The 20,351-nt window shown below is 70.5% G+C and carries 21 protein-coding genes and 1 tRNA gene; 11 read left to right on the plus strand and 11 right to left on the minus strand.

Annotation, left to right across the window (positions count from 1 at the left end; all coding sequences use genetic code 11):
- Positions 1–10: 10 nt before the first annotated feature.
- Entirely contained in the window at positions 11–784 is a 774-nt protein-coding gene (locus ACOKM3_RS24665; protein WP_426903214.1) for an ABC transporter ATP-binding protein, read from the minus strand.
- Positions 785–1,166: 382 nt separating this feature from the next.
- Here ACOKM3_RS24665 and ACOKM3_RS24670 point away from each other — a divergent pair.
- From ACOKM3_RS24670 to ACOKM3_RS24680, 3 genes are all read left to right on the plus strand, one after another.
- Positions 1,167–1,249: transfer RNA gene (locus ACOKM3_RS24670), tRNA-Leu, on the plus strand.
- Between the two features lie 262 nt (positions 1,250–1,511).
- Complete coding sequence (locus ACOKM3_RS24675; RefSeq protein WP_426903215.1) at positions 1,512–2,687, plus strand: 4-hydroxybenzoate 3-monooxygenase; 1,176 nt, start codon at positions 1,512–1,514, stop codon at positions 2,685–2,687.
- Positions 2,688–2,834: 147 nt separating this feature from the next.
- Entirely contained in the window at positions 2,835–3,731 is an 897-nt protein-coding gene (locus tag ACOKM3_RS24680) for a Bax inhibitor-1/YccA family protein (RefSeq protein ID WP_426903216.1), read from the plus strand.
- Between the two features lie 93 nt (positions 3,732–3,824).
- Here the strand turns inward: ACOKM3_RS24680 and ACOKM3_RS24685 are convergent, their stop codons facing one another.
- On the minus strand, positions 3,825–4,055 hold the full coding sequence (locus ACOKM3_RS24685; protein ID WP_326019949.1) for a DUF4287 domain-containing protein: 231 nt from the start codon (positions 4,053–4,055) through the stop codon (positions 3,825–3,827).
- 87 nt (positions 4,056–4,142) lie between these two features.
- On the opposite strand from ACOKM3_RS24685, the gene ACOKM3_RS24690 reads away from it, so the two are divergent.
- Entirely contained in the window at positions 4,143–4,454 is a 312-nt protein-coding gene (locus ACOKM3_RS24690; protein ID WP_426903217.1) for a hypothetical protein, read from the plus strand.
- Between the two features lie 60 nt (positions 4,455–4,514).
- Here ACOKM3_RS24690 and ACOKM3_RS24695 read toward each other — a convergent pair whose 3' ends face one another.
- The 3 genes from ACOKM3_RS24695 to ACOKM3_RS24705 form a co-directional block, all read right to left on the minus strand.
- Positions 4,515–5,333, minus strand: a complete 819-nt coding sequence (locus ACOKM3_RS24695; RefSeq protein WP_426906887.1) for a hypothetical protein — start codon at positions 5,331–5,333, stop codon at positions 4,515–4,517.
- A 243-nt stretch (positions 5,334–5,576) separates the two neighbouring features.
- On the minus strand, positions 5,577–6,797 hold the full coding sequence (locus tag ACOKM3_RS24700; RefSeq protein WP_426903218.1) for an acetyl-CoA C-acetyltransferase: 1,221 nt from the start codon (positions 6,795–6,797) through the stop codon (positions 5,577–5,579).
- A gap of 259 nt (positions 6,798–7,056) precedes the next feature.
- Complete coding sequence (locus ACOKM3_RS24705) at positions 7,057–8,079, minus strand: SGNH/GDSL hydrolase family protein (protein ID WP_426903219.1); 1,023 nt, start codon at positions 8,077–8,079, stop codon at positions 7,057–7,059.
- A 158-nt stretch (positions 8,080–8,237) separates the two neighbouring features.
- Between ACOKM3_RS24705 and ACOKM3_RS24710 the strand changes: the two genes are divergently transcribed.
- Positions 8,238–9,629, plus strand: coding sequence for a cystathionine beta-synthase (locus ACOKM3_RS24710; RefSeq protein WP_426903220.1), 1,392 nt, complete (start codon positions 8,238–8,240; stop codon positions 9,627–9,629).
- A gap of 293 nt (positions 9,630–9,922) precedes the next feature.
- Here ACOKM3_RS24710 and ACOKM3_RS24715 read toward each other — a convergent pair whose 3' ends face one another.
- Both ACOKM3_RS24715 and ACOKM3_RS24720 read right to left on the minus strand, forming a co-directional pair.
- Positions 9,923–10,804 carry a MurR/RpiR family transcriptional regulator gene (locus tag ACOKM3_RS24715; protein ID WP_426903221.1) on the minus strand — a complete coding sequence of 294 codons (882 nt, stop codon included), beginning with the start codon at positions 10,802–10,804 and terminating at the stop codon, positions 9,923–9,925.
- A 96-nt stretch (positions 10,805–10,900) separates the two neighbouring features.
- Positions 10,901–12,364 (minus strand): aromatic amino acid ammonia-lyase, encoded by a 1,464-nt coding sequence (locus tag ACOKM3_RS24720; RefSeq protein ID WP_426903222.1) that lies wholly within the window; start codon positions 12,362–12,364, stop codon positions 10,901–10,903.
- A 179-nt stretch (positions 12,365–12,543) separates the two neighbouring features.
- Here ACOKM3_RS24720 and ACOKM3_RS24725 point away from each other — a divergent pair, with 179 nt between their 5' ends.
- Genes ACOKM3_RS24725 through ACOKM3_RS24750 form a run of 6 tightly spaced genes read left to right on the plus strand, consistent with a single transcriptional unit; the run spans position 12,544 to position 17,811 of the window.
- Positions 12,544–13,641: an ABC transporter ATP-binding protein gene (locus ACOKM3_RS24725; RefSeq protein ID WP_426903223.1), complete on the plus strand. Its 1,098-nt coding sequence runs from the start codon at positions 12,544–12,546 to the stop codon at positions 13,639–13,641.
- Positions 13,638–14,294 carry an ABC transporter permease gene (locus tag ACOKM3_RS24730; protein ID WP_426903224.1) on the plus strand — a complete coding sequence of 219 codons (657 nt, stop codon included), beginning with the start codon at positions 13,638–13,640 and terminating at the stop codon, positions 14,292–14,294. The genes ACOKM3_RS24725 and ACOKM3_RS24730 overlap by 4 nt, the downstream gene beginning before the upstream one ends.
- A 7-nt stretch (positions 14,295–14,301) precedes the next feature.
- A complete protein-coding gene (locus tag ACOKM3_RS24735) occupies positions 14,302–14,979 on the plus strand; it encodes an ABC transporter permease (RefSeq protein WP_426903225.1) in 678 nt (225 codons plus the stop codon).
- An 11-nt stretch (positions 14,980–14,990) separates the two neighbouring features.
- Positions 14,991–15,941: an ABC transporter substrate-binding protein gene (locus ACOKM3_RS24740; RefSeq protein ID WP_426903226.1), complete on the plus strand. Its 951-nt coding sequence runs from the start codon at positions 14,991–14,993 to the stop codon at positions 15,939–15,941.
- 11 nt (positions 15,942–15,952) lie between these two features.
- Positions 15,953–17,368, plus strand: a complete 1,416-nt coding sequence (locus tag ACOKM3_RS24745) for a purine-cytosine permease family protein (protein ID WP_426903227.1) — start codon at positions 15,953–15,955, stop codon at positions 17,366–17,368.
- 11 nt (positions 17,369–17,379) lie between these two features.
- The gene (locus tag ACOKM3_RS24750; RefSeq protein ID WP_426903228.1) at positions 17,380–17,811 is read left to right on the plus strand and encodes a hypothetical protein; all 432 of its coding nucleotides are present in this window, start codon (positions 17,380–17,382) and stop codon (positions 17,809–17,811) included.
- Positions 17,812–17,876: 65 nt separating this feature from the next.
- On the opposite strand, the gene ACOKM3_RS24755 is transcribed toward ACOKM3_RS24750, so the two are convergent.
- Genes ACOKM3_RS24755 through ACOKM3_RS24770 form a run of 4 tightly spaced genes read right to left on the minus strand, consistent with a single transcriptional unit; the run spans position 17,877 to position 20,020 of the window.
- On the minus strand, positions 17,877–18,251 hold the full coding sequence (locus tag ACOKM3_RS24755; RefSeq protein ID WP_426903229.1) for a roadblock/LC7 domain-containing protein: 375 nt from the start codon (positions 18,249–18,251) through the stop codon (positions 17,877–17,879).
- A gap of 40 nt (positions 18,252–18,291) precedes the next feature.
- Complete coding sequence (locus tag ACOKM3_RS24760; RefSeq protein WP_426903230.1) at positions 18,292–18,795, minus strand: roadblock/LC7 domain-containing protein; 504 nt, start codon at positions 18,793–18,795, stop codon at positions 18,292–18,294.
- 44 nt (positions 18,796–18,839) lie between these two features.
- On the minus strand, positions 18,840–19,610 hold the full coding sequence (locus ACOKM3_RS24765; RefSeq protein WP_426903231.1) for a DUF4388 domain-containing protein: 771 nt from the start codon (positions 19,608–19,610) through the stop codon (positions 18,840–18,842).
- The gene (locus ACOKM3_RS24770) at positions 19,607–20,020 is read right to left on the minus strand and encodes a hypothetical protein (RefSeq protein ID WP_426903232.1); all 414 of its coding nucleotides are present in this window, start codon (positions 20,018–20,020) and stop codon (positions 19,607–19,609) included. Before ACOKM3_RS24770 ends, ACOKM3_RS24765 begins: the two co-directional genes overlap by 4 nt.
- Positions 20,021–20,351: the final 331 nt, after the last annotated feature.

The raw sequence follows: 20,351 nt of genomic DNA on the forward strand, positions 1-20,351 counted from the left end.
GTACGGCCGGTCAGCTCGTCCGGCCCTTGGCGTCGAACCGCTTCATGCGGTCCAGAACCGCGTCCGCCGTCGGGTCCCGGAGCTCGTCGACGATGCGGCCGTCGGCCAGGAAGATCACCCGGTCCGCGTACGCCGCCGCGACGGGGTCGTGCGTGACCATGACCACGGTCTGACCCAGCTCCCGCACGGAGTTGCGCAGGAAGCCGAGGACCTCCGCCCCGGACCGCGAGTCCAGGTTTCCGGTGGGCTCGTCGCCGAAGATGATGTCCGGCTTGGAGGCGAGCGCGCGGGCCACCGCCACGCGCTGCTGCTGACCACCGGAGAGCTGCGCGGGCCGGTGCCCGAGGCGCCCGGAGAGCCCCACCATGTGGATCACGTTCTCCAGCCACTGCTTGTCGGCCTTGCGGCCCGCGATGTCCATGGGAAGCGTGATGTTCTCCAGGGCGGTCAGCGTCGGCAGCAGGTTGAACGCCTGGAAGATGAACCCGATCTTGTCGCGCCGCAGCTTGGTCAGCTGCTTGTCCTTCAGCGAGCCGAGCTCCGTGTCGCCGATCCGGACGGATCCGGAGGAGAACGTGTCGAGGCCCGCGACGCAGTGCATCAGCGTCGACTTGCCGGAACCGGACGGTCCCATGATCGCGGTGAACTCGGCCTGCCGGAACTCGACGGAGACCTGGTCGAGCGCGACCACCCGGGTCTCGCCCTGTCCGTAGATCTTCGACAGATCCGTGGCGCGGGCGGCGGCCGTGGTGGTGGGGCGGCCCGCGAGCGGGGTGGTGGTCACGGGAGGGTGCTCCTGTCGGTCTGTGTGCTGCTTACGGGGACGTTTCCATCCTCCCGGCGGATCTGGCGGGGGAGGTCAGCCGCAGCTCTCGTTCCGGAGGGCGACTTCGGAGGGATCGGGGGAGCCCGAGTCATACCTGGGGATGACCCCGGCCCCTGAGAGGTGCCGGACCCGGGTGTGCGGACCGGGACGGTGAAATTCCGTCAATCCCCGGGGACCCGTCCCCGGGGGCCGCAGCGCTCCCGGCAGGTGCTGAAGGGCCCCGGCGTGTGCTGATGCACCCTCAGACGTCAATAAAATAAGACAACGTGGGGATGTACTTCCGCTGATCGGGGGACGCCGCCGGATAGGCTCGGAACGTCGACGCGGAGCCCCACAGCCTGCCCGGATGGTGGAATGCAGACACGGCGAGCTTAAACCTCGCTGCCCTTAACGGGCGTACCGGTTCAAGTCCGGTTCCGGGCACCTCCGAACTTCCTCTCCGGTCCGCGTCGCGACCTCCAACGTCCTTGGTTCTCAAGGGCGTTGGCGTGCGTTCTCCCAGCTCCCGCGTGGCCCGGCCGGCCCGGGGGCCCTCGACACCATTGACACCTGCCCCGTGCGGGGCGAGGATCCGCTCAGAACTTGATGAACGAAAGTTCACCAGGCGAACACGTGCCATGACAAGGCACGGCGCCACGCACGGCACCACAGGCGAACAACCGCAATGACGCGAGAGGGATCCCGTATGCGCACCACCGTCGGCATCATCGGAGCGGGCCCGGCCGGGCTGCTCCTGGCCAGGCTCCTGCACAACGCCGGCATCGAATCGGTCGTCCTGGAGAGCCGCGATCGCGCCTACGTGGAGCAGCGGCAGCGCGCCGGGATCCTGGAGCAGGGCACCGTCGACGTGCTGCGCGAGGCCGGTGTCGGCGCGCGCATGGACCGCGAGGGCCTGCCGCACGACGGCATCGAGCTGCGCTTCGACCGGCGCCGCCACCGCGTCGACTTCCCCGCCCTGACCGGTGGCAAGCAGGTCATGGTGTACGCGCAGACCGAGGTCTGCAAGGACCTCATCGCGGCCCAACTGGCCGACGGTGGCCCCCTGTTGTTCGAGGCGGAGGCGCTGGCGGTGGAGGGCGCCGACACCGGGAGCCCCCGCGTCCGCTTCCGTCACGAGGGCCGCGAGCAGACCCTCGACTGCGACTACGTAGTGGGCTGCGACGGCTTCTGGGGCGTGGCCCGCAAGGCCGTCCCCGAGGAGCTCTCGCGGACGTACGAGCGCACCTACCCGTACGCCTGGCTCGGCATCCTCGCCGATGTGGCGCCCTCCCACGACGAACTGATCTACAACCGCTCCGACCGCGGCTTCGCCCTCATGTCCATGCGCTCACCGCACGTCACGCGCGCGTACCTCCAGGTTCCGGCCGACACCGACGCCGAGTCCTGGTCCGACGACGAGATCTGGGCCGAACTCGACCGCCGCCTGGAGGTCGACGACCCGACCTGGCGCCTCGCCCGCGGCCCCATCACGTCGAAGTCCGTCACCCCCATGCGCTCGTACGTCCACGAGCCGATGCGGCACGGCCGCCTCTTCCTCGCCGGGGACGCGGCGCACATCGTCCCGCCGACCGGCGCCAAGGGCCTCAACCTCGCCGTCGGCGACGTCATCACCTTCGCCCGCGCGCTCACCGCGTACGTGGAGAAGGGCGACGCGGAAGGGCTCGACACGTACTCGGGGACCTGCCTGCGCCGCGTCTGGCAGGCGGAGCGGTTCTCGTACGCGATGACGACGATGCTGCACCGCGCCCCCGACGCCACCGCCTTCGACGACAAGATCCAGCTGGCCCAGCTGGACCGCGTGACCACGTCGAGGGCGGCCGAGACGGATCTTGCCGAGGCGTACACGGGATTCCCCGTCTGACGGGGGCCGGAAGGCGGAACACAGAGGGTGCACGGGACGTTCCTCGTAACAGGATGGGAAAGATCCTCCCTGAGCACTAGGGTCGGATCTTTGCCAGACCATTACTCTTGATGGCAAGGCCATACAGGGTGGCCATGGAGGAGTGAAATGAGGAGCAGCAACCCGGTCTTCTCGCGACGGGGGTTCAGCCGCGACAACGGCTACGCGCAGTTCAACGCGCAGCAGCCGCAGGCCGGGGGCCCCGCTGTCGGCACGGCGCAGGGGAACCCCTACGCCCAGGCCCCCGCCGGCAACCCGTACGCGCAGAACCCCTACGCGCAGCAGGACGTCCAGTACGGGGCTCCGCAGGCGCCCGCCACCGGCCGCATGACGATCGACGACGTCGTCACGCGGACCGCCACGACTCTCGGCCTGCTGATCGTGACGGCGGCGCTCTCCTGGGCGCTGCTGCCGATCGACGAGGCCAACATGGGCAAGTCGTACGGCATCGCGATCGGCGCGGGCCTCGTCGCGATGGTCCTGGGCTTCGTCCAGGCCTTCAAGCGCAAGGCGTCCCCGCCGCTGATCCTGGCGTACGCCGCCCTGGAGGGTGTCTTCCTCGGCGTGCTCTCGAGCATCGTCGACACGTACATCGCCCCCGGCGCCGCCATGCAGGCCGTGCTCGGCACGATGGCCGTCTTCACGGCGGTCCTCGTCGCGTACAAGGCGGGCTGGATCCGCGTCAACCGCCGCTTCTACGGCTTCGTGATGGCGGCGGCCCTCGGCTTCGTGCTGCTGATGGCCGTCAACCTGCTGTTCGCCGTCTTCGGCGGCGGTGACGGCCTCGGCTTCCGCAGCGGCTGGCTCGGTGTCGTGTTCGGCATCGCCGGCATCCTGCTCGGTGCCTGCTTCCTGGCCCTCGACTTCAAGCAGGTCGAGGACGGCATCGCCTACGGCGCCCCGAAGGAAGAGGCGTGGCTGGCCGCGTTCGGCCTCACCATGACGCTGGTCTGGATCTACATGGAGTTCCTGCGGCTCATCGCGATCCTGCAGGGCAACGACTAGGCGTAACGCCCGACGGTCGAGCGACAGGGGCCCGCACACCTTCGGTGTGCGGGCCCCTTGCCGTGAGGTGAGGTTGTGAAGGGGAGCGGGGCGCTACCGGAATCGCCGTGCGGCGCGCCTCAGGTCGTACTCGTGGATGATCGCTTTCGCGTGGCCGTACGCGAGATCGTGCTCGCCACGCAGCCAACTGACCTTCTCTTCGAAGCGAAGGAAGCAGGGGCCTTCTTCAACGGTGCGCATCCAGTCGCCGAGTTCACGACCGGTGCAGTGGGGGATGCGAGCCAGCAGATTGCGGTGGGTCTCCTCGGAGAAGACTTGGGACATCGGCGCCTCCGGAACGCTTCGATGTGGCCGGTCCTTCACGCCACCGTGCCTGAGCGTTGGGGCCTTGTAAACAGCTACAGTCGGCGCGTGCTTGATACGACGCCTTTGACCGCCGCAGTGGATCAGTTCGCCGACCGGCTCCGGGCCGCGCCGCAGAGCAGATTGCAGCGGGGCGGTGCCGCGGAGGCGCTGGCGCTGGCCAGGGAGCTTTCGGAGCGGGCCCAGAAGTTGGACGAGCCCGGCGTGCCCGTGCGGGAGATGCCCGATGCGGGGATGTTCGCCGCGGCCGACCAAGTGACGGTCGCGGGGCGGGACTTGGCGGTTTCCCTCCGGGATGCGGAGGGCCTCGCGGAAGCGGTGGAGCTGGTCGAGGCGGCGATGAAGCGGGCCGGTATCTGACCCGTTACGGCCTCGGGGCTCCGCCCCGGACCCCGCGCCTCAAGCGCCGGCGGGGCTGAATTAAGCCGAAGCTATGACGCGGTCGGCCAGGATGTAGACGTTGGAGCGGGCGCACTCGAAGGTCAGGGCGTACGCGCCGGAGACGCCGGAGCCGCCGAGGAGGACCGGGGTCTCGCCCTCGCGCAGGGCGGACGCCAACTGCTCCGCCGTCTCGCGGTGGCCGGGCGTCATGCAGAGCGTCGTGCCGTCGGCGAACACGTACACGTCGAGCGTGCCGAGCGGGCCGGGCCGGACGTCGGCGAGGGCGGTACGCGTCTGCGCCAGCTCCTCGAGGCACTGCACCGTGCGCTCGTGGTCGCCCACGACCGGCGACTGGACCGGAACGAAGTCGGGGTGCGAGGGGTGCCGCCGGCGCGCGGCGGCCAGCTCGGGCGACTCCTCGACGATCTCGTCGAGCGCGGCCGTGCCGGCGAACTCGTCCTCCGGCTCGAGCGAGGGCTCCCCGAAGGGCTCGAGGCCCGCGAGGTCCGCCTGACGCGGCAGGAACATGTCGTCGCCGAGCGCGCCGCCGGCCAGGAACGGCGGCAGCTCCGAGCTGTCCCGCGCCTCCTGGGCGGCCCAGAACGCCCGGGCCTCCGCCAGCTCCCGCTCCCGCTCCTCGGCGAGGGCGTCGGCGACGGCGGTGCGTATCGCCTCGGCGTCCGGCGTGGTGCGGGCGGCGGGGACGCCGGGAAGCGCCTGGACGGCGCGATCCCTGCTCAGCTCCTCGCGCAGCTCCGAGACCTGTCGGCGCAGACCCCTGACGTGCTGCAGGGTGGCGACGCCGACGGCCGTGGCAGCGGCCGTAGCAAGCACAAGGACACTTATGGCGGCAGGCATGGCGCTCACTGACGTACTCCCGGTTTCAAGTCGACCCCCGACTTCCTACATCAGCTTGAAGCCTGGACGAACCAGCTGTCAGTGCATTACGTCACGAAACGGACAGGTCTTTTGGCGGGTGTTTAGCACCGGTATGGGGTGGGAACGGGGTTGACCTGCGAAAATGAATCTCCCCCGAGATGCACGTCACATCCTGGGGGAGATTGGATCACGAACGGGTAGACCGCCTCGGTCCTGCGGGGGTCAGCTCAGTCGCTCGATGACCATCGCCATGCCCTGTCCACCACCCACACACATGGTCTCCAGACCGAACTGCTTGTCGTGGAACTGGAGCGAGTTGATCAGCGTGCCGGTGATCCGGGCGCCGGTCATGCCGAAGGGGTGGCCGACGGCGATGGCGCCACCGTTCACGTTCAGCTTGTCCTCGTCGATGCCGAGCTCGCGGGCGGACGGGATGACCTGAGCGGCGAAGGCCTCGTTGATCTCGGCCAGGTCGATGTCGTCGATGGTCAGGTTGGCCCGCTTCAGGGCCTGCTTGCTGGCCTCGACCGGGCCGAGGCCCATGATCTCGGGGGACAGGCCCGAGACGCCGGTGGAGACGACGCGGGCGAGCGGGGTCAGGCCCAGCTCGCGCGCCTTGGTGTCGGACATGATCACGAGGGCGGCGGCGCCGTCGTTCAGCGGGCAGCAGTTGGCGGCCGTGACCAGGCCGTCGGGGCGGAAGACGGGCTTGAGGCCCGAGACGCCCTCGAGGGTGACGCCGGCGCGCGGCCCGTCATCCTTGCTCACGACGGTCCCGTCCGGGGTCGTGACCGGGGTGATCTCGCGCTCCCAGAAGCCGTTCTTGATGGCTTCCTCGGCGCGGTTCTGCGAGCGCACGCCGAAGGCGTCCATCTCGGCGCGGGTGATGCCCTTCACGCGGGCCAGGTTCTCGGCGGTCTGGCCCATCGCGATGTACGCGTCCGGGACCAGGCCGTCCTCGCGCGGGTCGTGCCAGGTGGTGTTTTCCTGCTGGGCGACCTCGGCGGTGCGGGCCTCGGCCTCGGCGAAGAACGGGTTGTGGGTGTCCGGGAGCGAGTCCGAGTTCCCCTTCGCGAAGCGGGACACCATCTCGACGCCGGCCGAGATGAAGACGTCGCCCTCGCCGGCCTTGATGGCGTGCAGCGCCATGCGGGTCGTCTGGAGCGAGCTGGAGCAGTACCGGGTGACGGTGCAGCCCGGGAGGTGGTCCATGCCCATCTGCACGGAGACGATGCGGCCGAGGTTGTTGCCCTGCTCGCCGCCGGGGAGGCCGCAGCCGAGCATCAGGTCGTCGATCTCGCGGGGGTCGAGCTCGGGGACCTTGGCGAGGGCGGCCTGGATGATCGTGGCGGTCAGGTCGTCAGGGCGGAGGTCCTTGAGCGACCCCTTGAAGGCGCGGCCGATGGGGGAACGGGCGGCTGAGACGATCACTGCTTCGGGCATCACGCGGCTCCAAGAGTTCGATACGGCTGACCGTGAGGGAAGTTACCCGTACGTACCGGCTGGGTCACCGGGTGAGGTGTGTGACCCGCACCGCATTTTACTAAGCGCTTGCTCAGGGCTCCGCAAATTAAGCCCCTGCGGCGATTGAGCAGCGGGGTCCGGGGCGGAGCCCCGGGAGCCGATCGCCGGACGGGGCGAAAGGCTGGGGCTCTGCCCCATACCCCGCTCCTCAATCGCCGGAGGGGCTGGATATGCGCGGTCAAGCGCTCGGTTGCGATACCGGTTCCTCCGTCGTGACCCGACGCCTGCGGCGCCGCTTCAGCAGCGCCCAAGGACCCCGGGGACCGGTCGGCATCGCGGCCGCGACCTCCGTACCGCCCTCCTGGGCGGCCTGCGCCGCCGCGCGGGCCACCGGGAGGAAGCCCTCGGCGCGGGAGGCGTCCGGACGCTCCTCCTCCGGCCACAGGCCCAGCGCGGCGCAGAGCGTGGGCAGCACCGCCATCGCCGCGGTCGCGTACCCCTCCATGGAGGGGTGGTAGTTGTCCGGGCCGAACATTTCGCGGGGGTTCGCCGAGAACTCGGGGCCCAGCAGGTCGCCCAGCGACACCGTGCGGCCCCCCTGCTCCACCGTGCCGATCGTCTGCGCCGCCGCGAGCTGCCGCGAGGCACGGCGGGCCAGCCACCGCAGCGGCTGCTGGACCGGTTCCACCGACCCGAGGTCGGGGCACGTGCCGACCACCACCTCGGCGCCGGCCGTCCGCAGGCGGCGTACGGCCGCGGAGAGGTGGCGTACGGACTTCGTCGCCGGGATGCGGTGCGTGACGTCGTTCGCGCCGATCATGATCACGCAGACGTCGGGCTGCCAGTCGGGGTCGGCGAGCCCGAGCGGCACCTGACGGTCCAGGTCGTCGGAGCGCGCGCCCGGCAGCGCCACATTGCGCAGCTCCACCGTCCGCTCCGCCACCGCCGCGAGCCCGGACGCGAGCAGCGCGCCCGGCGTCTGCCCCGCCCGGTGCACGCCCTGCCCCGCGGCCGTCGAGTCGCCCAGCATCAGGAAGCGCAACGGTTCGCCGTCGCGAGGGCCGTACATCCGCCGCCCGTACACACCGTCCGCGGCCGGCACGTGCACCGGCTCGGAACCGTGGTTGCCGACCTGACGGCGCGCGATCTGCACCTCGGCGAGCACCACGCCGACCGTGGCCGCGCCCAGCAGCCCGATCCCGCCGCCGCCGTACGCGGCGCCCGCCGCGATCCGCCGTGCCACCCTCGCCCTGCTCGACATGTTCCGCGGCCACCTGCCTCTGCGACTCTTTTACGGCTACAAGGACTCCTTGCCCCGTTATCCCTGTCGGCCAATCGCAACGCCGGATGAAGCGACATGGTCCATGGTGTGCCGCTTACCCTGGCGGCACCATTACGGAGGAGAACCCGGAGACCACGGTGCGCATCCACGAATCGATGATCGACCTCGTCGGCAACACCCCGCTGGTGAGGCTCAACAAGGTGACCGAAGGGCTGCGGGCGACCGTCCTGGCCAAGGTCGAGTACTTCAACCCCGGTGGCAGCGTGAAGGACCGCATCGCGCTGCGCATGATCGAGGCGGCGGAGAAGAGCGGGGAGCTGGAGCCAGGAGGCACCATCGTCGAGCCGACCAGCGGAAACACCGGCGTCGGCCTCGCCATGGTGGCCCAGCAGAAGGGCTACAAGTGCATTTTCGTCTGCCCTGACAAGGTCTCCACGGACAAGATCAATGTGCTGCGCGCGTACGGCGCCGAGGTCGTGGTCTGCCCCACGGCGGTGGACCCCGAGCACCCGGATTCGTACTACAACGTCTCGGACCGGCTCGTACGCGAGACGCCCGGCGCCTGGAAGCCGGACCAGTACAGCAATCCGCACAACCCCGAGTCGCACTACCACTCCACCGGACCCGAGCTGTGGGAGCAGACGGACGGGCGGATCACCCATTTCGTCGCGGGCGTCGGCACCGGCGGCACCATTTCCGGGACCGGGCGCTATCTGAAGGACGCGAGCGAGGGGCGCGTCAAGGTCATCGGCGCGGACCCCGAGGGGTCCGTCTACTCCGGTGGCTCCGGGCGTCCGTACCTCGTCGAGGGCGTGGGGGAGGACTTCTGGCCCACCGCGTACGACCGGAACGTCGCCGACGAGATCGTCGCGGTGTCCGACAAGGACTCGTTCCAGATGACGCGGCGCCTCGCCAAGGAGGAGGGGCTCCTCGTGGGCGGCTCCTGCGGAATGGCGGTCGTGGCGGCGCTGCGGGTCGCGGAGCGGCTCGGGCCCGACGACATCGTGGTCGTGCTGCTCCCGGACAGCGGGCGCGGTTACATGTCGAAGATCTTCAGCGACGACTGGATGGCCGACTACGGCTTCCTGGAGGACGCCGGGCCGAGTGCGCGCGTCGGCGACGTACTCAAGGACAAGGAGGGCGGCGCGCTGCCCTCGCTCGTCCATATGCACCCGGAGGAGACGGTCGGTGAGGCCATCGACGTGCTGCGGGAGTACGGGGTCTCGCAGATGCCGATCGTGAAGCCGGGCGCGGGGCACCCGGACGTGATGGCCGCCGAGGTCATCGGGTCCGTCGTGGAGCGGGAGCTGCTCGACGCGCTGTTCGCCCAGCGGGCCTCCCTGCACGACCCGTTGGAGAAGCACATGTCGGCGCCGCTGCCGCAGGTCGGCTCCGGGGAGCCGGTGGCGGACCTGATGACCGTGCTCGGTGCGGCCGACGCGGCGATCGTGCTGGTCGAGGGCAGGCCGACGGGTGTGGTGAGCCGTCAGGACCTGCTGTCGTTCCTGGCCAAGTCGGGTGCCAGGTAGTCGGAAGCGGGGGTTCGCGAAAACGGTACGAGCGCGACACGTGCGCGCAGCACCGGCTTAACACGGCTCCGGCAGATTGGTGGATGTCGGAAGGGGCGGGAGCGGCTCCCCGCCCCACCCGGCACCGAGCGGCGTCAAAGGAACCTCCGGAGCGGCTCCCGGACCTCCATGGACGCCCTGGGCGCGCACCCGGCCTGACCGGGGCGCGTCCCTCGCGGGGACCGCCGTCGTCCCGCCCCCCGTCACACGGGGGTGCGGCGGTCCCCGCGCAACTCACTTTCCCCGTAAGGGTGTTACTCCACGAACAGGCCGCGCTCCGCCGCCCGTACGTCGAACTCCTCGAGGCGCGCCTGTGCCTGCGGCAGCCCGTCGCACATCGCCTCGAGCAGCACCCGGCCCAGCAGCATCGGCGAGCACGCCGTGTCGAAGGCGAGGCCCGTGCCGACCGCCGCGGGCAGCAGCAGGTCGGAGTGGCGGGCGACGGGGGCGAAGGCGGAGTCGGCGACCGTGACGACGGTCAGGCCCGCCTCCTTCGCGTACGCGAGGGCGTCGACGACCTCGCGCGGGTGGCGGGGGAGCGCGAAGCAGAGCAGGGTCGTGGCGCCCGCGCGCACGGCCGCGTCGATGCGGTCGGCGAGCATGGTGCCGCCCTCGTCGAGGAGGCGTACGTCGGGGTGGACCTTCGCGGCGAAGTAGGCGAAGCCGAACGCCTGGGACGCGGCCGCGCGCAGCCCCAGGACGAGCAGCGTCGGCGAGGCGGCGAGGATCCTGCCCGCGCGCTCGACCGGTTCCGGGTCGGCGAGCAGTTCGGCGAGGTGCCGGAGGTTGGCGATCTCGGCTTCCACGGCCTGCTGGTACTCGTTGGCCTTGGTGGCGGTGGCCGGCCCGGAGGGCGCCGTCTCGCGCAGGTGTTTGCGCAGCGCCGGGTAGCCGTCGAAGCCGAGCGCCACCGCGAACCGGGTCACGGAGGGCTGGCTCACGCCCGCGAGCTCGGCCAGCTCCACGGACGACAGGAACGGCACCTCGGCCGCGCGCCGCACCATGCAGTGCGCGATGCGGCGCTGGGTGGGGGTGAGGCGGTGCCCCTCGAAGAGGCTCTGGAGGCGGGCGGAGGGGCCCTGTGCCCCCGCGTCGTTGTCCGACCCGCTCCGGGTGCTGTCCGTGCGCTCGCTCATGTCTCCGCCGGTCCATTCAACGGTGCCGAATTGTGCATGATTCTATTCAAAACGAAGGGGTGGGGGCTAGAGGGCCAGAGGGCCAGAAGGTCGGGGCTACGGGGTCACGAACCGGCCCAGCAGTCGCGCCGCGCGCTCCACGTCCTCCGTCAGCGGCCGGTCCGCGATCTCCGCCGACAGTTCCTGCGACGCAAGCTCGAACGCCCGGCCCACCGGAAGCTCCGCGTCCGGGTGCAGGTCGCGCAGCCTCAACGCCCGTACCGCCGCGACCAGTTCACACCCCACCACCTGGCGGAACGCCGCGCACGCGCGCAGGGTCTGGCGGGCCGCCAGGGAGGCGAAGCTGGCCTGCTCCTCGACGCCGCGGGAGAGCACGGCGTGGCCGAGCGAGGCGGGGGCGGAGAAGGCGCGCAGGTCGGCGAGGGCGCCACCGGCCGCGTACTCCAGGATCATCACGCCGGACGAGGCCGGTTCGCCGTCCGCGAGGAACGGGCGCAGGCGGGTGAAGTTCGGTTCGTTGAGGGTGGAGAGGCGGGACGTGGAGAGGCGGGCCACCTGGCTGACCGCGAGGCGGAAGTGGTCCAGGGCCAGGGCGAGTTGGGCCATGTAGAAGCCGCCGTGGTGGTAGGCCGCCATCTCCGTGTACGAGATCAGGGGGTTCTCCGCCGCCGCGTTGATCTCGACCGTAAGGACGTCCTCCAGGGCGTCTGCCGCGTCCTGTGCCGGGCCGTGGATCTGCGGTACGCAGCGGAAGCCGTACGGGTCCTGGATGCGGCCGAGCGGGGGCGTCGGGTGGTCGTCGGCGCCGAGGATCTCGCGCATCCGGGCCGCCACGTCGAAGCTGCCCCGGTGGCGCCGCGACTCGTGCACGGGCAGGGCGTACGCCTCGTAGGAGCCGTCGACCGCCAGCAGGCTCAGGGCCGCCACCAGGTCCGTCGCCGCCAGCAGGTCGCGCATCTCGTGCAGGGCGAGGGCCGCCTGGCCGAGGGTGAGCGCGTTGGAGGAGATCAGGGCCAGGGCGTCGTTGTTGTCCAGGGGCTGCGGCTTGGGCGGGGTGCCCTTGCCGCGCCACGGGTGCTCGCCGGCGAGGGCCAGGCCCATCTGGGCCAGGGGCGCGATGTCGCCGGTGCCGACCGAGCCGTGCTCGTTGACCGCCGGGTACGCGCCCGCCTCCAGGGCCTCGCAGAGCGCCGTGACGACCGTGGGGCGCAGGCCCGCGCCGCCGGCCAGGAGCTGGTTCGCGCGGACCGCGAGCATCGCCCGGACCTCGCGCTCGGGCAGCTCGTCGCCGATCGCGCCCGCGTGGCTGCGCAGCAGGCGCAGTCCGTGGTCGGCGGCGGCCTCGGTGGGCACGTCCTCGCTGCGGTTGGCGCCGACGCCGGTGGAGCGGCCGTAGACCCTGCCCCAGGCGGCGATCTCCCGCGCCGCGTTCCAGGACCGGTCCACGCGGTTCATGGCGTCCGTGCCGGGGACCGGACGGGCGCTCGCGTGGGCGAGGCGGACCACGTCGGCGACCGGGAGGCCGTGGCCGTCGAGCACGACGACCGGCTGTGACACCATGCGCTGTTCCCCCTTGATCAGTGTTCAAATGCCCCGAAAAGGGCGTCCGCGTCTCATAGTTCGGTCCCCGGTACGGGGATTTACCTGCGATTTACGCGGGGGCATTGACAAGTTATTCACGTACCGAGAACTCTGCATGACGATATGCAGGACGGGCAAGAGGACTCCAGAGGCGCTCCATGATCCAGTTCGACGCGGTCCACAAGCGGTTCCCGAACGGCACGACAGCGGTGCACGATCTCTCGCTCGACATGCCGGAAGGGGGTGTGACCGTCTTCGTCGGCTCGTCGGGCTGCGGCAAGACGACCAGCCTCCGGATGATCAATCGTATGGTCGAGCCCTCGTCGGGCACCATTCGGGTCGGTGGGCGCGATGTTCTGGAGCAGGACGCGGCCGAGCTGCGGCGGTCCATCGGGTACGTGATCCAGCAGGCGGGTCTTTTCCCGCACCGCACCGTGCTCGACAACGTCGCCACGGTGCCGCTGCTGCTCGGGTGGGGGCGGAAGAAGGCGCGGGCCGCGGCCGGCGAGCTTCTTGAGCGGGTCGGGCTCTCGGCCGAGATGGGGAAGCGGTATCCGCATCAGCTGTCCGGTGGTCAGCAGCAGCGGGTGGGCGTGGCGAGGGCGCTGGCCGCGGATCCGCCGGTGCTGCTCATGGACGAGCCGTTCGGGGCGGTCGACCCTGTCGTGCGCACGCAGCTTCAGGACGAACTGCTGCGGCTTCAGACCGAGTTGAGCAAGACGATCGTCTTCGTCACGCACGACATCGACGAGGCGGTGCGGCTGGGGGACCGAATAGCCGTGTTCCGGGAAGGCGGGCACCTCGTGCAGTGCGCTCCGCCGGAGGAACTGCTGGCGCGGCCCGCGGACGAGTTCGTGGCGGACTTCCTCGGTGCGGAGCGCGGGCTCAAGTTGCTGTCCCTGACCACGCTCGCGGGCGTCGGGCAGGGCGAGTACCCCGCGGACACCGGCTGGGAACTGGTCCTCGACGCGGCGCGTAAGCCGTTGCTCTGGCGTGACGAGGGGACGGGCGCTGAGCTGCCCATCCGCCCCCTGCGGGACACGGACTCCCTCCTGTCGGCGCTGAACGAGTCGATCGCGGCGCCGGGTGGGTTCGTGGCCCGGGTGGACGCGGACGGCGTGCTGGTCGGTGTCTCGTCCCGCGACGAGATCCACGACCGGGCCGGCCTCGCCCACGCCACCGCCGGGCCCCGTACGGAACAGGGCGCGGGAGCAGACAAGGCCGAGGCCGCCGAGGACACGGACGTGACGTCATGACCATCGACTGGTCCTGGATCGGGTCGCATCAGGCCGATCTCGCCACCCTCACCCTCTCCCACCTCCAAGCCGCCTTCAGCGCCGTGCTGTTCGGGCTGGTGATCTCGTTGCCGCTCGCCGTCGTCGCGCACCGGGTACGGCCACTGCGCGGGTTTCTGCTCGGGATGTCGAACGTGCTGTTCACCATCCCCTCCATCGCCGTCTTCGTGCTGCTGCTGCCCGTCTCCGGGCTCACCCGCACCACCACCGTCATCGGCCTGACGATCTACACGCTCGTCGTCCTCCTGCGGAACACCGTCGAAGGCCTCGACTCCGTGCCCGCGAAGACGAAGGAGGCCGCGAAGGCGATGGGGACGCGGCCGATGCGGACGCTGCTCACCGTCGAGCTGCCGCTCGCGCTGCCCGTGATCATGGCGGGCGTGCGGATCGCCACCGTGATGGCCATCTCGCTCGTGTCCGTGGCGACGTACATCGGGGACGGCGGCCTCGGTCAGCTGTTCACCGACGGGTTCCAGCGGAACTTCCCGACCCCCGTGATCGTCGGCGTCGTCCTGACCCTGCTGCTCGCGCTCGTCGCGGACGCGCTGCTCGTCGGCGTGCAGCGGCTGCTCACTCCGTGGGCCCGTACCCGTACTCGGACCCGGAAGGCCTGAACCCGCCATGTTCGAACTCTTCAAGAACCTCGGGGCCTGGCTGGTCGGCGGGGAGCAGTGGGCGGGGAGCGACGGCATCGCGACGCGCGTCGCCGAACACCTCCAGTACTCGCTGCTCGCCACGCTCGTCGCCGCCGCGATCGCCCTTCCGGTCGGGCTGCTCATCGGGCACACCGGCCGTGGCGCCTTCGTCGCCATCAACCTGTCGTCCTTCGGGCGGGCCCTGCCGACCGTGGGCCTGGTCGTGCTCGTGTTCCTCGCGAGCGGTCTGTCGATGTGGCCCGTCTACATCGCGCTCGTCGCGCTCGCGGTGCCGTCCATCGTCACCAATACGTACGCCGGGATGACCGCCGTCGATCCCGAGGTGCGGGATGCCGCGCGCGGGCAGGGCATGAAGGCCCACCAGGTGCTGTTCCAGGTCGAGTTGCCGCTCGCGCTGCCGCTCATCATGACCGGGCTCCGGCTCGCGCTCATCCAGGTCGTCGCCACCGCCACCATCGCCGCGTACGTGTCCTTCGGCGGGCTCGGCCGCTACGTCTTCGACGGGCTCGCCCAGCGCGACCTGGTGCAGGTGCTCGGCGGTGCCGTGCTCGTCGCGGTGGTCGCCATCGTGCTCGACCTGGCGCTGTCCGGGCTCCAGAGGCTCCTCTTCCGCAACCGCCCCACCACTCTCAAGTCCGCCTAGGAGCAAGCAAGATGCGCAATCTCAACCGACGTGCCCTCCTGGGCGGCCTGGCGGCCGCAGCCTCCGTCCCGGCCCTGTCCGCCTGCTCCAGCGGCATCACCTCGCTCGACCAGCAAGGCGGTTCGCTCTCCGGCGGCGGCTCCAGCAAGAAGGGTGTCACCATCGGCACCGCCAACTTCACCGAGAACCAGGTGCTCGGTTACCTGTACGCGGCCGCGCTCGACGCCGCCGGTGTGAAGACGAGCGTGCGGCCGAACCTCGGTACCCGCGAGATCCTCATCCCCGCCCTCAAGGGCGGCGACATCGACCTGCTGCCCGAGTACCAGGGCGCCCTCCTGCACTACCTCGACAAGAAGTCGCAGGCCACCGAGGAGGGCGAGATGCAGAACGCGCTCGCCATGGTGCTCCCGGCCGGCCTCCAGATCCTGCCGTACGGGCTGGCCGAGGACTCCGACGCGTTCGTGGTGACCCGCGAGACCGCGAAGAAGTACAAGCTCAAGTCGCTCGCCGACCTCGCGGAGCACAACGGGAAGCTCGTCATCGGCGCCGCCCCGGAGGTCAAGAAGCGGCAGGTGGGGTCCGTCGGGCTCAAGGACGTCTACGGCGTCGAGTTCAAGGAGTTCAAGTCCCTTGATTCGTCGGGGCCGTTGGTGAAGGGCGCGCTGAAGAAGGGCGACGTCGACGTCGCCAACCTCTTCACCACCGACACCGACATCGCCGCCAACGACTGGGTCGTCCTCACCGACCCCAAGAACCTGGTCCCCGGCCAGCACGTCGTCCCGCTGATCGCCGACCGCAAGGCCGACTCGACCGTCCGCAAGGCCCTCGCCCGGCTGGGCAACGTGCTGACGACCGAGGACCTCACCGAGCTCAACCGGCTCGTGGACAAGGACAAGAAGGACCCCGAGGACGTCGCGAACGACTACGCGCGCAAGCACGGGCTCACCAAGAAGCAGAAGTAGGGAGGACGGCTGTGGCAGCAGGAGTAGTGGAGAAGCACTCCATCGACGTCGTGCCGGACAGCGAACGGCACGGCAGCGCGTTCAACCAGTTCACCCTCTGGCTCGGCGCCAACCTCCACATCACGGCCGTCGTCACCGGCGGGCTCGCCGTCGTCTTCGGCGGCGACGTGGTCTGGTCGCTGATCGGCCTCGTGCTCGGCAATCTGCTCGGCGGCGCCGTCATGGCGCTGCACTCGGCGCAGGGCCCGAAGCTCGGGCTGCCCCAGATGATCCAGTCCAGGGCCCAGTTCGGGGTGAAGGGCGCCGTCGTCCCGCTGCTCCTCGTCATCCTGATGTACGTCGGCTTCTTCGCGAGCGGCACCGTGCTCGCCGGGCAGGCCACCGCGGAGCTGACGCACACCAACGACACGACGGGCATCATCGTCTTCGCGCTCGTCACGGGGATCGTGGCGACGGTCGGCTACCGGGTCATCCACGTCCTCGGGCGGGTGGCGAGCGTCGTGTGCGCGCTCGCCTTCGTCTACCTGGGCGTGCGGCTCTTCGACAAGGCCGACGTCGGCGCGCTCCTGTCCGACGCGCACTTCTCGCTGCCGATGTTCCTGCTCGCCGTCTCCCTGTCGGCCTCGTGGCAGCTCGCCTTCGGCCCCTACGTCGCCGACTACTCGCGCTATCTGCCGCGTACGACCAGCGGCAAGGCCACGTTCTGGTGGACGCTCGCGGGCTCCGCGCTCGGCTCGCAGTGGTCCATGGCGTTCGGTGTGCTGGTCGCGGCGAGCGCGGGCGAGAAGTTCATCGACAACCAGGTCGGGTACGTCGTGTCGCTCGGCGGGGCGGGGCTCGTAGCCTCGTTCTTCTACTTCGTGATCGCGCTCGGCAAGCTCACCGTCAACGTGCTCAACACGTACGGCGGCTTCATGTCGATGGTCACCGGCATCAGCGGATTCCGCGGGCAGCGGGTGCTTTCGCAGCGCGGCCGGGCGGTCTACATCGGGATCATCATGGTCGCGGGCACGGTGGTCGCCCTCGCGGGCAAGGACAGCTTCCTGACCTCGTTCAAGGACTTCCTGCTGTTCCTGCTGACGTTCTTCACGCCGTGGTCCGCGATCAACCTGGTCGACTACTACCTGATCTCGCGCGAGCGCTACGACCTCCCGGCCCTCTCCGATCCGAACGGCCGCTACGGCGCCTGGCGCTGGGACGCGCTCGTGGTCTACGGGATCGGGCTGCTCGCCCAGCTGCCGTTCCTCGCCACCGCCTTCTACACGGGCCCGCTCGTCGGGCCGCTCGGCGGGGCGGACGTGTCGTGGATCGTGGGGCTCGTCGTCCCGGCCGTCCTGTACTGGCTGCTCGCCCGCCGCGATGCGGGGGAGTGGCCCAGTGCGAAGACGGGGGATAGCCCTACTGCGGTGGGGGCCACCGCTCCGTAACGTCGAGCGGTATGGAAGCCCGCGAACGCGCAAGCGACGCCGAACTCAAGAAGGAACTCGACGCCACCCTGCACGCACGCAGGGAACTCGGCGACGACTACGAGCCGGCGCTCGTCGACTCCTTCCTGGAAAAAGTCGAGCAGCGGCTCGACTCCGTCGTCGACCGCAGGGTGCGGCGACAGCTGGCCGAGCACCGGATCACCGTGGCCCGCGGGGCCCGCGACACCGGCGCGGAGAACTGGGGCGAGCGCTTCGGCTTCGCCGTGGTCTCGCTCGTCCTCGCCATCCCGCTGTCCGCGATCGCCGTGGTCAACGCCGGACTGCCCGGGCTCTTCGTGGCCTGGGGCGGGATCGTCGGCGTGAACGCGCTGCACGCGGTGCGGTGGGGACCCGTCCGGCGCCGCGAGCGCCGGGAGCGCGAGGAGTCCGACTGGGAGGGGTAGCCGGGGGCGTGCCCGGGACGAGGTGAAAGGCGCCGTGCTCTGTCGAGCGCGGCGCCTTCGCGCGCTCAGACCTCCAGCTCGGCCTCGATCTTCTTCAGCTGGTGGCGGGCCATCGCCAGGTTCGCGCGGGACTTGTCGAGCACCAGGTACAGGAACAGTCCGTTGCCGCCGCGCCCCTGGATCAGGCGGATCAGGTGGTACTGGGAGCCGAGGGTGATGAGGATGTCCTCGATGCCGTCCTTGAGGCCAAGCTGCTCCATGGTGCGCAGCTTGGAGCGGACCACGTCGGTGTTGCCGGCGGCCGCGACCTCCAGGTCGAAGCTCTTGGTGCCGCCGATGGTGCCGAGGGCCATGCCGCTCGTGTAGTCGACGAGGGCCGCGGCGGTGGCGCCTTCTATGGAGGCGAGGGCGTCCTTGAGTGCGGTGTCGGTGTTGGCCATGGTGCTGGTCCTTTCGTGCTTTCCGTGGGCGTGCCGGTGGTCAACGCGTGGGCTGGGGCGGCACGTTGGTGGGCGGCCGGACAGGGAGTCCGGTCTCTGTCGTCGTGGTGGATGCCGTGCGGGCACGGGCCCGGCCGCGGACGCGGGGGGCCGGCTCGGGCGGTGTTTCCTCCTCCGGGGGAGCCGTGAGCTCCCCGATGCGGATGCTGGAGCGGCGACCCTCGAGGTGCAGCCGGCCGACATTGATCCGGTCCTCCGCGAGGAGCGTGAGGACGGCGGTGTCCCCGGCCGCGTACGTGGCGACGTAGCCGTCGGCGCCGCGCACCAGGAGTTCGCGGAAGGCGCCCTGTGCGGTGGCGTCGGCGAGGCGCTGGGTGACACCGAGCGCGGTGGCGGTGAGCGCGGCGACGCCCTCCGGTTCGACGCCCGGGGCGTCATGGGCGAGCACCAGGCCGTCGACGCTGGCGACGAGGGCCCCGGTGACCTGGGGTACGCGGACTCTCAACCGCTGCAGTTCGGCGAGGAGCGCGCCCTGGTCGGCCATCGGAAGTCTCCTTTCTGGGGTTCGGGAGGAACGCAGCAGGCGTTTCACAGGGCCTCCAGACCGGCGCGCAGCCGCCGCAACAGGGCCACGTCGGGGTCCTCGACGACGGCCTGCTCGGGCAACGTGGGCGGAGCCGCGGCGGGGACCGGGGTCACCAGTCCGCACGCGGCGAGGCGACGCAGGTCGACAAGGGTGTGGAAGGCGGGCCTGCCCAGGGTGAGCGCGATCTGGGAGGCCGTGCGCGCGCCGTCGACGAGGTCGAGGACGTGACGTCTGCGCGGTGGTACGCACACCTCGCCGTGCCGGACGATCCGGTTGAGCGGCGCCGTGTCCGTGTCCGGCTCGGGCCAGATCCGCTGGAGCAGGTCGCGGCGGCGCAGCGTCTCGCGCTGGACCGCCGCCACCGGCACCGGGCGCACCGACCCGAACCAGTGCGAGACGCCGTACCGGAACCGGGTCGGCCCGCTGCTCGGGGCGAGCGTGAAGTACGCGGCGTCGAACAGGGCGCCCAGGTGGCACAGTTCGAGCGCCCCGTCGGAGAGCCGGCCCTGCTCGACGAGGTAGCGGCCGACCCGCTGCCGCGCGCCCGCCCGGTCCACGGCCTCCGACCAACCCTCGGCCTGCACGGCGCCGCCTCTGGTGAGCAGCACGTCCATGCCGGGGGTCGCGGGCGATTCGGCGTGCACGACCCGGCCGTCCTCGAGATAGAGGGTGCCGTGCTCGCGGATCAGGGCGCCGGTGGCCCCCTCTTCGGCGAGGCGGACGAGCATCGGCGAGACACCCGTACGGACGTCCGTGCGGACGTCGGTGCTCATCCCAGCACCATCCGGTCGGCCACGTCGGTGAGCCGCAGCCGGGCGAGCGCGAGGTTGCCCTCGTCCCGGTCCAGCCACAGGTGGATGAAGACACTGCTGTCGAAGGTGGTGCGCACGAAGCGCAGCAGGTGATAGCTGTCGCGGTTGGTGACGATGACGTCCTCGACGGGGGGCGCCTTGTCACTGGCGGAGCCCTGCGTCCAGTCGCTGCCGTCGGCGGGGGCGAAGGCGCGGTGCTCGGCGGCGAGCCGGGCCAGTTCGGCGGACTCGGCGGCGTCCGCCTCGTGGTCCCCGTTGCGTGCGTCGCCGACGGTGCCGAGGGCGAGTCCGCTGGTCCAGTCGACGACGGAGGCGCCTCGTGCTCCTGGAAGCCGCATGACCTCCAGGAGACATTCGTCGATTCCGGGCACCCCTGAACCTCCCCACCCGATCGCACACTTTGTGCACCGCTCGTACACGCGTGACGACGAAGCTACGCACGGTACGGAGAGCAGGTGAGGCTTCTGGCATTTCCCGGTGGAACATGCGCAGGGCGACTAAAATCCGCCAACCGGTCGCGGGGTCAGGCGGATTCAGGCCGCCCGTGCGCTTCGGAGCCCCACTCCTCCCCGTGTGTCTTCATCACCACGTTGCTGTCGCCGAGCCCCGTCGGCAGGGATTCCCCCGAGCACCTCTTGACTAGACCTATTCATGTCGCCAGGATGTGAATAGAAGGCTGAACAGTTGATTGATACGCACTCC

It is taken from the genome of Streptomyces nidicola (assembly GCF_050106155.1).
GTDB lineage: Bacteria > Actinomycetota > Actinomycetes > Streptomycetales > Streptomycetaceae > Streptomyces.